11 protein-coding genes are annotated in these 14,215 nt (G+C 67.2%); 8 read left to right on the forward strand and 3 right to left on the reverse strand.

The genetic code is table 11. The features are described 5' to 3' along the window. Nucleotides 1–176: 176 nt before the first annotated feature. From typA to AC1AYR_RS01865, 4 genes are read left to right on the forward strand one after another with little or no spacing between them, the layout of a single operon-like run. Nucleotides 177–2,108, forward strand: coding sequence for a translational GTPase TypA (gene typA / locus AC1AYR_RS01850; protein WP_476510900.1), 1,932 nt, complete (start codon nt 177–179; stop codon nt 2,106–2,108). Between the two features lie 17 nt (nt 2,109–2,125). After that, on the forward strand, nt 2,126–2,569 hold the full coding sequence (locus AC1AYR_RS01855; protein WP_476510899.1) for an alcohol dehydrogenase: 444 nt from the start codon (nt 2,126–2,128) through the stop codon (nt 2,567–2,569). 28 nt (nt 2,570–2,597) lie between these two features. Further along, a complete protein-coding gene (locus AC1AYR_RS01860) occupies nt 2,598–3,632 on the forward strand; it encodes a prephenate dehydratase (protein WP_476510898.1) in 1,035 nt (344 codons plus the stop codon). Next, entirely contained in the window at nt 3,626–4,786 is a 1,161-nt protein-coding gene (locus AC1AYR_RS01865) for a prephenate dehydrogenase (RefSeq protein WP_476510897.1), read from the forward strand. The genes AC1AYR_RS01860 and AC1AYR_RS01865 overlap by 7 nt, the downstream gene beginning before the upstream one ends. 40 nt (nt 4,787–4,826) lie before the next feature. On the opposite strand, the gene AC1AYR_RS01870 is transcribed toward AC1AYR_RS01865, so the two are convergent. The 3 genes from AC1AYR_RS01870 to AC1AYR_RS01880 all read right to left on the reverse strand — a co-directional run bounded on the left by AC1AYR_RS01870 (nt 4,827) and on the right by AC1AYR_RS01880 (nt 8,971). Continuing rightward, nucleotides 4,827–5,078: a DUF6725 family protein gene (locus tag AC1AYR_RS01870; protein ID WP_476510896.1), complete on the reverse strand. Its 252-nt coding sequence runs from the start codon at nt 5,076–5,078 to the stop codon at nt 4,827–4,829. A gap of 165 nt (nt 5,079–5,243) precedes the next feature. Further along, nucleotides 5,244–8,126, reverse strand: coding sequence for an ABC transporter permease (locus tag AC1AYR_RS01875; protein ID WP_476510895.1), 2,883 nt, complete (start codon nt 8,124–8,126; stop codon nt 5,244–5,246). After that, nucleotides 8,123–8,971 carry an ABC transporter ATP-binding protein gene (locus AC1AYR_RS01880; protein ID WP_476510894.1) on the reverse strand — a complete coding sequence of 283 codons (849 nt, stop codon included), beginning with the start codon at nt 8,969–8,971 and terminating at the stop codon, nt 8,123–8,125. The genes AC1AYR_RS01875 and AC1AYR_RS01880 overlap by 4 nt, the downstream gene beginning before the upstream one ends. A 73-nt stretch (nt 8,972–9,044) precedes the next feature. Between AC1AYR_RS01880 and AC1AYR_RS01885 the strand changes: the two genes are divergently transcribed. The 4 genes from AC1AYR_RS01885 (at nt 9,045) to AC1AYR_RS01900 (ending at nt 14,214) form a co-directional block, all read left to right on the forward strand. Further along, a complete protein-coding gene (locus tag AC1AYR_RS01885) occupies nt 9,045–10,145 on the forward strand; it encodes a tyrosine recombinase XerC (RefSeq protein WP_476510893.1) in 1,101 nt (366 codons plus the stop codon). 297 nt (nt 10,146–10,442) lie between these two features. Next, complete coding sequence (locus tag AC1AYR_RS01890) at nt 10,443–12,071, forward strand: peptide ABC transporter substrate-binding protein (protein WP_476510892.1); 1,629 nt, start codon at nt 10,443–10,445, stop codon at nt 12,069–12,071. Nucleotides 12,072–12,299: 228 nt separating this feature from the next. After that, entirely contained in the window at nt 12,300–13,226 is a 927-nt protein-coding gene (locus tag AC1AYR_RS01895) for an ABC transporter permease (protein ID WP_034530437.1), read from the forward strand. Between the two features lie 19 nt (nt 13,227–13,245). Then, nucleotides 13,246–14,214, forward strand: a complete 969-nt coding sequence (locus AC1AYR_RS01900; protein WP_034530438.1) for an ABC transporter permease — start codon at nt 13,246–13,248, stop codon at nt 14,212–14,214. Nucleotide 14,215: the final 1 nt, after the last annotated feature.

Consider the following 14,215-nt stretch of genomic DNA (forward strand, 5'->3'; position numbering starts at 1 on the left):
GAAGGCTTGACCGCCGCCGCGGTCAAGCCTTCCGGCTATCATCAGTGCGGTTTGTGTGCACACACAGGTTGGACCAATCCATATATCCATACTGTCAAGAGGGCGGCGCGCGGGACAGGCCCCGCGCCGCGCGGTTACGCGACAAGAACAAACAGAATCAATCAAGAGAGGTTTCGATGGCGGTTCGCGGTGATATCCGTAATGTGGCGATTGTGGCTCACGTCGACCACGGCAAGACCACGCTGGTGAACGCGATGCTCCAGCAGTCCCACGTGTTCAACGAGCGTGAGGAAGTGCCGGATCGCGTGATGGACTCCAACGATCTGGAGCGCGAGAAGGGCATCACCATCCTCGCGAAGAACACGGCCGTCGAGTACACCGGCCCGCTGGCCGCCAAGTACGGCCACCCGGAGGGCATCACCCTCAACATCATCGACACCCCCGGCCACGCCGACTTCGGCGGCGAGGTCGAGCGCGGCATCTCCATGGTCGACGGCGTCGTGCTGCTCGTCGACGCCTCCGAGGGCCCGCTGCCGCAGACCCGTTTCGTGCTGCGCAAGGCACTCGAGGCGAAGCTGCCGGTCATCCTGTGCGTGAACAAGGTCGACCGTCCGGACGCCCGCATCGATGAGGTCGTCGGCGAGACCTCCGACCTGCTGCTCGGCCTGGCCGACGACGTGCAGCACGAGGGCATCGACCTCGACCTCGACCAGCTGCTCGAGATGCCGGTCATCTACTGCGCCGCCAAGGCCGGCTACGCCTCGGCGAACCAGCCGGAGAACGGCGGTCTGCCGGACAACGACAACCTCGAGCCGCTGTTCGAGGCCATCATCTCCAACATCCCCGCCCCGGAGTACGAGGAGGGCGCGCCGCTGCAGGCCCACGTCGCCAACATCGACTCCTCCGACTTCCTCGGCCGTCTCGGTCTCGTGCGCATCTACAACGGCACGCTGGAGAAGGGCAAGACCTACGGCCTGAGCCGCGTGGACGGCTCCATCGAAAACTTCCGCGTCGCCGAGCTGCTGCGCACGCAGGGTCTCGAGCGCCAGCCCGTCGAGTCCGCGGGCCCCGGCGACATCGTCGCCGTCGCCGGCGTCAACGACATCATGATCGGCGAGACCATCGTCGACCCGAACGACCCGAAGCCGCTGCCGCTCATCCACGTCGACGACCCGGCCATCTCCATGACCTTCGGCGTCAACGACTCCCCGCTGGCCGGCACCGAGGGCAAGGACCACAAGCTCACCGCCCGCATGATCAAGGACCGTCTCGACCGCGAACTCATCGGCAACGTGTCCATCAAGGTGCTGCCGACCGACCGTCCGGACGCCTGGGAGGTCCAGGGCCGCGGCGAGCTCGCGCTGGCCGTCCTCGCCGAGCAGATGCGCCGCGAAGGCTACGAGCTGACCGTCGGCCGCCCGCAGGTCGTCACCAAGAAGATCGACGGCGTGATCAACGAGCCGATGGAGAACACCACCATCGACGTGCCCGAGGAGTACATGGGCACCGTTACCCAGCTCATGGCCGACCGCAAGGGCCGCATGGACGGCATGACCAACCACGGCTCCGGCTGGGTGCGTCTGCAGTTCACCGTGCCGTCCCGCGGTCTCATCGGCTTCCGCACCGCGCTGCTCTCCGCCACGCGCGGCACCGGCATCTCCTCCTCCATCTCCGCCGGCTACGCGCCGTGGGCCGGCCAGATCACCATCCGCCAGAACGGTTCGATGGTCTCCGACCGCAAGGGCGTCGCCACCCCGTACGCCATGCAGCGTCTCCAGGCGCGCGGCAACTTCTTCGTCGAACCGCAGTCCCCGGTGTACGAGGGCCAGGTCGTGGGCGTCAACAACAAGCCCGACGAGCTGGACGTGAACATCACGCTCGCCAAGCACATGACCAACATGCGCTCCTCCACCGCCGACGTGCTCGAGACGCTCACCCCGCCGATCAAGATGAGCCTCGAGGAGTCCCTCGACTTCGCGAACGAGGACGAGTGCGTCGAGGTCACCCCGGAGTCCATCCGCGTGCGCAAGATCATCCTCGGCCGCGAGGATTGGTACAAGTGGCGCGCCAAGCAGCGCCGCCAGAACGCCGCCCAGCAGGGCAAGTGACGTCCGTGAGGACAGGCGTGAAGACCACGGCCGCATCCGATGCGCGGCCGTGGTCGCACCGGTTCGGCCCTCTGGGCCGGACCGTCGTCACGCTGCTCGCGGGCGCCGGCTCGGCGTTCGTCGGCACGCTCGCGCACCGCATGGGCGCGGCCTCGAACATCCCCTACGGGCTGGTGCTCGCGTTCCTCATCGTCGCCTTGTCGACCTATTGCGCCCGCGCGCGCCAGGGCGTGACCGGCCTCGCCCTGCATCTCATCGTCTCGTCCGGCCTGGCATGGGGGCTCGCCCTCGTCCCCGGTCCGGGAGGCGACGCGCTCGTGGTCGCCGGATTCAGCACGCCGGCCACGTTCTTCAGCCAGCACGCCGGCTACATCTGGCTGTACGGCGTCGTTCTCGTGCAGGTCGCCATGCTGTGTCTGCCCGCATCATGGTTCCGTATTCCCGAACCCAAGGCGGAATGACGCCGCGAAGCGGCTACAGTGGTGTCCTATGACACGCGAAACCCTGTTCTATCTCGGGCCGGAAGGCACGTTCACGCATCAGGCCGCCATGGAGGCGGCCGCGCAGCTCGCGGATGAGACGGCGGGGGAGGGCGGTTTCGACCTCGTCCCCCTGCCCGACGTCCCCGCCATCATGGAGGCCGTCCGTTCGGGCCGGGGTCTGGGCGTCATCGCGTGGGAGAACAATGTCGAAGGCTACGTCGTGCCGAATCTCGACGCGCTCATCGACGCGACCGATGTCGCCGGTCTCGCGCGCGTGCGCGTCGACGTCGCATTCGACGCGTTCACGCGACGCGGCGACGATCCCCTCGCCGCGCGCGACGCCGTCGAACGCGACGGAACCGCCGGCGCCTCGGATTCCGCCGCGATTCCCGTCAGCGCGCATCCGCACGGCCTCGCGCAGTGCAAGCGCTTCATCGCCGACCACCGTCTCACGCCCACGCCCGCATCCTCGAACGCGGCCGCCTGCCGCGACCTCGAACCGGGCGGCGTCGCGCTGGGACCGCGCATCTGCGGCGAACTCTACGGTCTCGACACGCTCGCCGAACGCGTGCAGGACTTCGCCGGCGCGCACACCGACTTCCTCGTCCTCGGCAGGCGTGACGACGTGCGCGCGTCGAACGACCGCGCACGCGCGCGCGAAACCGACTTCGAGACGATCATCACGTTCATCCCGCTCGTCACCGGCCCGGGCGTCGTCGCCAACGTGCTCGACATCCTGCGCGACGCGGGACTCAACATGACCAGTTTCATGTCGCGTCCCATCAAAGGCGACGACGGCACGTACAGCTTCATCGACACGCTCGACGCCGCGCCGTGGGAGCCGCGCTTCCGCGACGTGCTCACGACGCTCGCCGCGCACGGCATTTGGCTGAAGACCCTCGCCGTCTACCCGAGGCGCGAACGCTCCAACCCGCCCGTCGAGGCGTGGCGGCTGCCGCAGGGCGGCGTGCATCTCGACGCGACGCGCATCAGCGACGACTGGCGCCAGACCGAGACCACGAGGAGGGAACTGCTGTGGTAGACACGACCGTCACGAACACCGGCACGCCCGGAACCGCAGGAACCGCCGGGCCCATCGGCATCATCGGACTCGGCCTGATCGGCGGCTCGCTCGCGCGGCGTCTCATCGAACGCGGCGTCGAGGTCGTCGCATGGAACCACCGTCCCCACCCGTACGCGGAGGCGGAACGGGCCGGCATACGCTGCGCCGCCACGCTCGCCGACCTCGTCGCCGCACGGCCTGAGACCATCGTGCTGTGCAACCCGTTGAAGGCGATGCCCGCGATCCTCGCCGAACTCAAGCCGTTGCTCGACCAGGCCGCCGTGACCGGCACCGACGTGACACTCACCGACGTGGGCAGCGTCAAGGGCATGGTGCGCGACCAAGTGAAGGCCGCGGGACTTGGGGAGCGCTACGTGGGCGCGCATCCGATGGCCGGCAACGAACTGTCCGGCTGGACGGCCGCCGATCCAAGCCTCTACGACGACGCCCTGTGGGCGATCACCGTGGACGAGGCGACCGACTACCGGCGCTTCCTCACCGTCGCACGGCTCATCACCGCCGGTGTCGGCGACCGCGTGATCGTCCTCGACGACGACACACACGACAAGGCGGCCGCGCTCATCAGCCACATGCCGCACGTCGTCGCCACCGCGATGGTCAACACGCTCACCGCCAGCTCCGACCGCAACATCGCGGCCGCGCTCGCCGCAGGCAGCTGGCGTGACATGACGCGCGTCGCCCTGACCGACCCGGACCGCACGCGCGCCATGGTCGAAGAGGACGCCGAGAACGTCGAACGGCTATTACGCGACGTGGCTTCCCGGCTGCTCGCCGTCGCGAACCTGTTGCACGACGAACGGGACCTGCGCGACATCGCCGTCAGTAGTCAGGCGCATACCGACATGCTCGGCTTCTTCGCCGAAGGTCAGCCGTTCCGCGACTACAAGGCCGTCCAGCGCACGATCGCCGCACAGGCCGCGGGGGAGCGGGGCACGGAGCCGTCGGGCGCCGATGCGCCGACGCGGACGGACCCCTACGAGACGGTCGAGCTGCGTATCGACCCGTCCGGAGACTGGCGGGGCGAGCTGCTCGCCTCCGCGCGGCGCGGCGAGCACATCATCGCGTTCGACGGTCCCGCGGCCGCGCGGGCCGAAATCCGTTCCGCCGTCTAGATTCTGGGCTTTCGCGGCTTCACGACACGGCCGTCCGGCCCTACGGCCTCACCCGTGGCCGCTCCGGCACCGGCTTCAACGTGGCGATCGTGTCCGCGTCGATCGTCACATGCTGCTGCGGGCGCGAGCCGTTCGCGGCGGCGTCGCGCGAGAGCTCCAGCGTGGTGCCGTCCCACGCGAGCACGTGGCCCACGTAGTCGCGGAATTTGGTGCGCCCGTCGGCCGGGTCCACGCCCTCGATGACGCGCACGACGACGCGTGCGCCTGACGGAATCTGTCTCGGCAATGCCATGATGCCTCCCCAAACGGCGTTGTTTCGGCGGTCGCGGCCATCCGCGACATCCGGTCATTCCACTGTACGCGCGTCACGCGCACGCCGCGCGTACCGACATACCCCACGCACGGAACGGACGGGCCGGCACGCGCGGCATGCCGGCCCGTCCGTTCCGTCGCCGGTTCAGTCCGTCGCCACGGCGTCGAGCACCGGCACCTTCAACGCGCGTCGCGCCGGCGGCAGCGCGGCGACGACGCCCACGAGAATCGACGCGGCGAGGAACACGCCCAGCTGCTCCCACGGAATCGACAGACGTTCCAGCCCGTTCGACGCGTAGACGACGCGGATCACCGCGCCCGCCGCGACGCCGACGCCCACGCCGAGTAGCGTGCCGAGCACGGCGATCAGCGACGCCTCGATGGCGAGCATGCCGCGCACCTGCGCGCGCGACGTGCCGATCGCGCGCAGCAGCCCGATCTCGCGCGTGCGTTCGGACACGCTCAGGGCGAGCGTGTTCACGATGCCGAACACGGCGATGACGATCGACAGGGCGAGCAGCGCGTACAGGATGATGAGGATCTGGTCGACCATCGTGGACATCGTCGACTTGAATTCGTCGCGGTCCTGCACGGCGATCACATAAAACGGTTTGACCGCTTTGACGAGGCGCTTCTTCACTGTGGCCGTATCCGCATGCGAATCGGCGTTGATGAACAGCATGATGGTGAACATCGTGTTGTCGTTGTTCAGCCGTCCGGCGAGCTCATCGTTCACGAGCACCATCGAGCGGTACACGGAGTTCTCGATGATCGCCCCGACCTTCACCTTCACATGCGTGGTCGTGGTCGTCGTGCGTACCAGCGTGGACGGGTCGACGTTCGCCGCGTCGTCGGCCGTGCGTTGCGCCTCCGCGGCCTTCTCGTGCGCGGCTGTGGTATCACCGGAGGCGGCGAGCCGTTGCGCCTGCGATTGCAGGTCGGCGACCTGCGCCTGCACCTTCGCCTGATAGTCGGCTTGCGCCTTCGCGGTGGCCTCCTCGTCGACGACGACCTGCCGGCCGTTGACCCGTACCGTGTCGCCGACCTTCCAGCCGTTGTCCTGCGCGACGGAAAGACCGACGACGAGCTCGCCCGCCCTGAGCGCCTTGTCTGCGTCGCCCGCATTGGCGACGGGCTCGAACACCTTGGAGAACAGGGACGGCTGTTCGGCGAACGTCATCGCCTGCGACGCGTCGTCGCCGGAACCGTAGGTGACGCCCATGAGCATGCGGCTCTGTGATACGGACGCGACGCCCTTCGTCTTCCTGATCGCCGTGACCGCGTCGTCGGGGATGCGTCCGGAGGTCGCGCTCATCGCGGTGAAATCGGATTTGAGCCCCGTGTCGACGATGCCGGCGACCGACGCCTTCGCCGACGAGGCGACCACGCCGAGACAGCTGACGATCGCGACGCCGACGAACAGGGCAGCCGCCGTGTTCGCGGTGCGGCGCTTCTGCCGGGCCAGATTGCGCGTGGCGAGCCTGCCGGTCACGGTGAACACGTGCGCGGGGAGCCATCCGAGCACCGCGCCCGCCGGCGTCACCAGCGCCGGGGCGAGCACGATTACGCCGACGACGATGAGCGCCGCGCCCGCGCCGAGCGGCCAGTCGGCACCCAGACGGTCCGCCAGCGTGTTGAGCGGCGCGAACGGCGTCGGGGAGCCTGTGTCTCCGGCGCGCGCGATCGCCACGCAATACGCCCAGCACAAGGCGCCGAGCGCGATCATCGCGATGCCGGCGATACCGCGCGGCCACACCGGCTTCTCCGGGTTGACCGTCTCGTTCATCGCCTGGATGGGCGGTGCGGTGGCGGCTCGTCTGGCGGGCAGCGCCGCGCCGACGAGCGTGACGGCGACGCCGACGGCCAGACCGATGAGCATGTCCGTGGGACTCGGGTTCGTGGCGCCCGTCATCGGCGTGCCCGCCTGCGCGAGACCGGCGACGATGAGCCGCACCATGCCCCAGCCGAGCGCGATGCCCGCGCCGGAGCCGATGAGGCCGAGCAGCAGCGCCTGCACGACCACGGTGGAGAACACCTGCGCGGGGGAGGCTCCCACCGAGCGCAGCAGCGCGTAGCCGCGCATCGACTCGCGTACGATCATCGAGAACGTGTTCGCGATGATGAACGAGCCGACGAACAGCGCGATGATGCCGAAGATGAGGATGAGCGGCTGGATGAAGCCCAACTGGTCCTTGATGGACTGGGAGTATTCGTCGCGCAGCTGGTCGCCGGTGACGGCCCTCGCCTTGGAACCTTTCGGCAGGGCGCGTCCGATGCGGTCGGCGAGGTCGCGTTGCTGCGCGTCGGTCAACGGCGCGCCGCCGTTCGTGGACCCGTAGACGCCGATGAGGTCGGTCACGCCGATCTCGCCGCTCTGCTCCTGGCTGATCTCCTTGGCCACCGACGGCGCGAGCCCGATGATGACGGCACCCGCCTGCGAGACGTCGGTGTCGAACACACCGACCACCTTCACGTCCTCCGGGCCGGACGGGTAGACGAGCTTCGTCGTGTCGCCCACCTTGAGACCGGCGGTTTCGGCGGCGAACGCGTGCAGGGCGATCTCATGGCGGTCGCGCGCCCAACGGCCTTGGGTCAGGTGGGCGGAACGCCATGTGCCCCGTTCCAGTCCGATGCCCATCGTCGGCGAACCCATCGTGGAGACCGCGTTGCCGTCCTTGGCGACGAGCACGAGCGTGCCGCTCGTCGCATACGTGACCTCCGCGGTCCGCACGCCCTTCACCTTGGCGATGTCGTCGACAAGCGACACGTCGATGTCGTTGTAGGTCTTGAGCGACGACGAGCCGGACGCGCCGGAGCCTGCCGCCGCGTCGTCCTTCTTCTGCGTGGCGCCGCGCACGTATACGTCGTGGTCGGTGTTCGAGCCGAGCATCTGGTCGACCTGGTTGTTCATCATCTCGCGGAAGCAGAACGAGCCGACCACGAAGGACACGCCGAGCGCGATCGCGATGATCGACATGACGAACCGCGGCAGATGCGCACGTGCGTCGCGCAGTCCGATTCTGATCATGCCGCGGCCTCCGCCTCGTCGCCCTCGACGGCGAACTCCGCGAGGATCTCCTCGTATGTCGGATGCTTCAAGTCACGTGTGATGCGCCCGTCGGCGAGCACGAGCACGCGATCCGCGTAGGAGGCGGCGCGCGGGTCGTGCGTCACCATGACGATCGTCTGCCCGTATGCGCGCACCGAATCCTTGAGGAATCCGAGCACCTCTCGGCTGGAACGCGAGTCGAGGTTGCCGGTCGGCTCGTCCGCGAAGATCACGGAGGGCCTGGCCATGATCGCACGCGCGTAGGCGACGCGCTGCTGCTGGCCTCCGGACAGCTGGCTCGGCCGGTGCTTGAGGCGCGGGCGCAATCCGACCACGTCGACCACCTTGTCGAACCACGCGCGGTCGATGGGACGTTTCGCGATCTGCAACGGCAGGAGGATGTTCTCCTCGGCGCTCAGCGTAGGCACCAGATTGAACGACTGGAAGATGAAGCCGATCTGTTCGCGCCTCAGCTTCGTCAGCTGCCGTTGGTTCATCGACGAGACCTCCAGCCCCTCGACCACCACGCGGCCGGAGGTCGGCCGGTCGAGTCCCGCCATCAGATGCATGAGCGTGGACTTGCCCGAACCGGACGGTCCCATAATCGCGGTCATCTCGCCGCGCGCGAACGCCACGTCCACATGGTCGAGGGCGGTGACGCGCGCGTCCTCGTCGCCATACGTCTTCGTCAAGCCGATGGCGCGCGCCACGACGTCCTCGCCGCGCGAGGGGAGTGCGGCATGCTCCCGCAGGTCCTCCACGGCGGTTTCGCGCCGCCTCTCGCGCCGTTGCTCCCCGTTACGTTTTGCCGCATGTCGTGCCATCGATGCCCATCCGTTTCCCAGTATCGCGAACGGTTATAGTCTATCCGAGAACGTCGTGGACGAAAGGGACAGGATGCGTTTCGATAACCGGTTGCGGGAGTTCCTTGACTATCTGAGAGCGAACCGCGGGTTGAGTGCGAACACGCTCAAGGCGTATGGCGCGGATGTGGGGGAGTGCCTGCACGTGCTCGAACTGCGCGGCGTCGAGGATTTGAATGAGGTGACGATCGACGATCTGCGTTCCTGGATGGCGCATGAGTCGCGCTCGCACGCGCGCTCCAGCATGGCGCGCAAGACCGTCGCCGTGCGACGGTTCTTCGCATGGGCCCATGCGCACGACGTGACCGCGACCGACCCGGCCGCCATGCTGATGACGCCGAAGATCCCCGGCACGCTGCCCGCGGTGCTCACCGAGGCGCAGGCGGAGCGTCTCATGGACGGGGTCGAGGCGCGGGCCCACGGTATGACGCCGGCAGACTCGTGCGGCGGCGAAGACCGTGAATCGGACGGTAATGGCGAGAACGGGGGAGTGGACTCCGACAAGGGCAGCAGTGTCGGCCCGCTTGATGAGGCGATGCGTCTGCGCGACGCGGCGATTCTCGAACTGCTGTATGCGACCGGCATCCGTGTGGCCGAACTCGTCGGACTCGATCTCGGGGACGTGGATTTCACCAATCGCACCGTCAGGGTCATGGGCAAAGGCGACAAGCAGCGGGTCGTGCCGTTCGGACTGCCGGCGGCGCACGCGTTGGAGGCATGGATCGGCCGGGGGCGTCCGGTCGTTCTTGCGGCGGCATCGGCGCGAGGGCGACGCGGCGTGCGCGACGGCGGGCGGCAACTTGTTCGCGAAGAGCGAACAGGCCGACATGGTTCCGGGCCACGCGAACGAGGGGGAGCCGCGGACGCGCTGTTCCTCGGCGCGCGCGGCGGCCGTCTCGACCAGCGCATCGCGCGCGGCGTCGTGCACGAGGAGTCACGCAGGGCCGGCGTGCCGGACATCTCCCCACACGCGCTGCGCCATTCCGCCGCCACGCATCTGCTCGACGGCGGCGCCGACCTGCGCGAGGTCCAGGAGATGCTCGGCCACTCCTCGTTGAAGACCACGCAGCGGTACACGCATGTCTCCATCGAACAATTGAAGTCGCGATACCGGCAGGCGTTCCCCAGGGCGTGAACGGGTACGTTGGTGCGCATCGGCTCCGTCGGAGGAGAAGGGAGAAGCGTCGGGGCGTCTGTGTCCGTAATGTGGAAGCGGCGATCATGCAGCCGTTTCCCAGTGAATCCAAGGGCGATAAGACAGGAAACGGCAAGGCCGTTCACCGAATATTCGCAATTCGGTAACACAACGTCTCCGTTCTGCGGCACAATGGGACGCGATCGGCAAGGGGGTTGGAAGGCCATGCGGCCTCCAGCCCCCTTCGCTTGGCAGGACGCGGAACCCCCGCGTTCCGATGAAACAGGAGATAATCATATGAAGAAGAAAGCCTTCGCGATCGCCGCGGCCGTGTGCGCCGTCGCGACCATGCTGGGCGGCTGCGGCTCTTCGAACAGCGCCAGCACCGCCGCGGGCAACGTCATCACCGCGTACGCCTCCGAGCCGCAGAACCCGCTGATCCCGGGCAACACCAACGAGACCGGCGGCGGCAAGCCGGGCGACCTGCTGTTCGCCCGCCTCGTCTCCTTCGACGCCAAGGGCAACGCCTCCAACGAAGTGGCCGAGTCCATCACCCCGAACGACGACGCCACCCAGTACACCATCAAGATCAAGGACGGCTGGAAGTTCACCGACGGCACCCCGGTGACCGCCGAGTCCTTCACCAAGGCCTGGAGCTACGTCGCCAACGCGAAGAACGCGCAGAAGTGCTCCTCCTTCTTCTCCACCATCAAGGGCTTCGACGATCTGCAGGACGCCAAGAGCCTCAAGGGCACCGAGCAGCTCTCCGGCCTCAAGGTCGTCGACGACCACACCTTCACCGTCGCCATGTCCCAGCCGGACGCCACCTTCCCGATCAAGGTCGGCTACCTGGCGTTCGCCCCGCTGCCGGAGTCCTTCTACAAGGATCCGAAGGCCTTCGGCCAGGCCCCGGTCGGCAATGGCCCGTACAAGTTCTCCAAGTGGGACCACAACAAGGAGATCCAGCTCGTCAAGAACCCCGACTACAAGGGCAATGACGTGCCGAAGAACGACGGCATCACCTTCAAGGTGTACACCGACGACGACTCCGCCTACGCGGACGTCCAGGCCGGCAACCTCGACGTGATGGAGACCGTCCCGGCCTCCGCCACCAAGACCTTCCAGAAGAACCCGAAGGTCCAGGCCTACAACAAGGCCGGCTCCGTCTCCCAGACGTTCACCATCCCGTCCAACCTCGAGCACTTCCAGACCAACACCAAGGAAGGCCAGCTGCGTCGTCAGGCCATCTCCATGGCCATCAACCGCCAGCAGCTCGTCGACAAGGTCCTCGGCGGCGTCGGCACCCCGGCCAAGGACTTCACCTCCCCGCTCACCCCGGGCTACTCCGGCAGCCTCAAGGGCGAGGAGAACCTCGAGTTCAACGCCTCCAAGGCCAAGGACCTGTGGGCCCAGGCCGACGCCATCTCCAAGTACGACGGCCAGCTCACCTTCGCCTACAACGCCGACGGCGGCGCCAAGCCGATCTACGACGCCATCGTCAACCAGCTGAAGAACAACCTGGGCATCGACGCGGCCACCAACCCGATGCCGACCTTCCAGGAGTTCCGCGACGCGGTCACCAACCGCCAGATCAAGGGCGCCTTCCGCACCGGCTGGCAGCCGGACTACCCGTCCGCCGAGAACTACCTGTTCCAGCTGTACTCCTCCAAGGCCGCCGACGGCAACGGCTCCAACGACGGCGACTACAAGAACGCCGAGTTCGACAAGCTGATGGACGAGGCCTACGCCGCCAAGTCCACCGAGGCCGCCAACAAGATCTACCAGCAGTCGCAGGAGATCCTGCTCAACGACCTGCCGGCCATCCCGCTGTACTACAGCAACGCCAACGGCGTGGCCGCCACCACGGTCAAGGGCTTCGAGATGAACTGGCAGAACCTGCCGGTCTACGAGGAGCTGACCAAGTGAGCCTGACGCTCGCCTGATCCGGTCCCTCGCGATCGAGACCACAAGGGGCGGAACCCATCCGGGTTCCGCCCCTTTCGTTTCCCCGCGATTCATCGTTGTGAAACATTCGTGTCGGCCCGTGGGGTAAACTTACGGGGTACTGAGCGACCGGCCGGGCGCTTTGGCGCGCCCTCGACACGATGCCGCGCCGGGGCGGACGAGACCGGTCCGTGACACAAGGAGAAACCGATGGGCAAATATCTTCTGCGACGTATCCTGCAGATGATCCCCGTGGTTCTCGGTGCGACGCTGCTGGTCTATGCGCTCGTCTTCGCGCTGCCGGGTGATCCGGTCAAGGCGATGTTCGGCGACAAGCCGGTCAACGAAGCCGTCGCCGCCCAGATCCGCGCCGAATACAACCTCGACAAACCATTCATCATCCAGTACCTGCTGTTCCTGAAGAACGCGTTCACGCTGGACTTCGGCAACACGTTCGCCGGGCAGCCGGTCATCGACGAGATCGGACGCGCGTTCCCCGTCACCATCAAGCTGGCGGTCATGGCGTTCGTCTTCGAGGCGCTCTTCGGCGTGGTGCTCGGCATCGTCTCCGGCCTGAAGAAGGGCAAATGGTACGACTCGGTCATCCTGATCGTCTCCCTGCTGCTCATCTCCGTGCCGACGTTCGTCACCGGCTTCGTCGGCCAGTACTTCCTCGGCGTCAAGTGGAGCCTCATCCCCGTGACGGCCAGCGCGAACCCGACGTTCACCGAACTGCTCTTCCCGGCGATGGTGCTGGGATCGGTCTCGATGGCGTACATCATCCGTCTCACCCGTTCCGAGATCTCCTCGAACATCGCCCAGGACTACGTGCGCACCGCGCGTGCCAAGGGCATGTCGAACAAGGCGGTCATGGCGCGCCACGTGCTGCGCAACTCGCTCATCCCCGTCGTCACCTACCTCGGCCAGGATCTCGGCGCGCTCATGGGCGGCGCCATGATCACCGAGCAGATCTTCAACATCCACGGCGTCGGCTTCCTCACCTACCAGAGCATCCTCAAGGGCGAAGGCAACCTCGTCGTCTCCATCGTCACGCTGCTGCTGCTCGTGTTCGTGATCTGCAACCTGATCGTCGACCTGCTGTACGCGGCGCTCGACCCGCGCATCCGCTACGAGTGACGAGGGAGGAAAGGACATCATGACCGACGAAACCAAGACCCCCGCATACGAGCCGCTGCCCGGCCAGGAGCGCTACGTCGCCCCGATCGACGAGACGCCGCTCCAGGCCGTCGACAAGGTCGACGAATCCGCCCCCGCCACGAGCATGTGGGCCGACGCGTGGCGCACGCTGCGCAAGAACCCGCTGTTCATCGTCTCCGGCGTGCTCATCGTCATCATCGTCTTCGTCGCCCTGTTTCCGGGCGTCATCACGAAGATCGACCCGAACTACTGCGATCTCGACAACTCGCTCGAACCCGCCGAGGCCGGCCACCCGTTCGGCTACGACTTCCAGGGCTGCGACGTGTTCGCCCGCACCGTGTACGGCACCCGCACCTCGCTGTCCGTGGGCATCCTGACCACGCTCATCGTCGTCGCCATCGGCACGCTCATCGGCGCCGTCGCCGGCTTCTGCGGCGGCTGGGTCGACGCGCTGCTGAGCCGCATCATCGACATCTTCTACTCGATCCCGTTCCTGCTGGGCGCCATCGTCGTGCTGCAGATGTTCCGCACCTCCAGCTCCATCTGGAAGGTCGTGCTCGTGCTCGCCCTGTTCGGCTGGGTGTCCACGGCGCGTATCGCCCGCGGCTCGGTGATGGAGGCGAAGAACCTCGAGTTCAACACCGCGTCCACCGCGCTCGGCTCCACACCGATGAGGAACCTGTTCCGCCACATCATCCCGAACGCGCTCGCCCCGATCATCGTCATCGGCACCACGTCCCTCGGCTCCTACATCGTGTCCGAGGCGACGCTGAGCTTCCTCGGCGTCGGCCTGCCGACCACGACCGTCAGCTGGGGCGGCGACATCTCGCAGGCGCAGGTCAACCTGATGACCAACCCGATGGTGCTGTTCTACCCGTCCATGGCGCTGGCCATCACCGTGCTGAGCTTCATCATGATGGGCGACGCCGTCAAGGACGCCCTCGATCCGAAGAGCCGCACGGCCTGAG

The sequence above is a fragment of the Bifidobacterium sp. LH_417 genome, assembly GCF_056357035.1.

What these genes read in the sequence shown, in the direction of transcription:
- AC1AYR_RS01870 (WP_476510896.1), bottom strand. Translation starts at nt 5,078, where the DNA reads ATGGCATTGCCGAGACAGATTCCGTCAGGCGCACGCGTCGTCGTGCGC.
- AC1AYR_RS01885 (WP_476510893.1), top strand. Translation starts at nt 9,045, where the DNA reads ATGCGTTTCGATAACCGGTTGCGGGAGTTCCTTGACTATCTGAGAGCG.
- typA (WP_476510900.1), top strand. Translation starts at nt 177, where the DNA reads ATGGCGGTTCGCGGTGATATCCGTAATGTGGCGATTGTGGCTCACGTC.
- AC1AYR_RS01895 (WP_034530437.1), top strand. Translation starts at nt 12,300, where the DNA reads ATGGGCAAATATCTTCTGCGACGTATCCTGCAGATGATCCCCGTGGTT.
- AC1AYR_RS01860 (WP_476510898.1), top strand. Translation starts at nt 2,598, where the DNA reads ATGACACGCGAAACCCTGTTCTATCTCGGGCCGGAAGGCACGTTCACG.
- AC1AYR_RS01890 (WP_476510892.1), top strand. Translation starts at nt 10,443, where the DNA reads ATGAAGAAGAAAGCCTTCGCGATCGCCGCGGCCGTGTGCGCCGTCGCG.
- AC1AYR_RS01900 (WP_034530438.1), top strand. Translation starts at nt 13,246, where the DNA reads ATGACCGACGAAACCAAGACCCCCGCATACGAGCCGCTGCCCGGCCAG.
- AC1AYR_RS01880 (WP_476510894.1), bottom strand. Translation starts at nt 8,971, where the DNA reads ATGGCACGACATGCGGCAAAACGTAACGGGGAGCAACGGCGCGAGAGG.
- AC1AYR_RS01875 (WP_476510895.1), bottom strand. Translation starts at nt 8,126, where the DNA reads ATGATCAGAATCGGACTGCGCGACGCACGTGCGCATCTGCCGCGGTTC.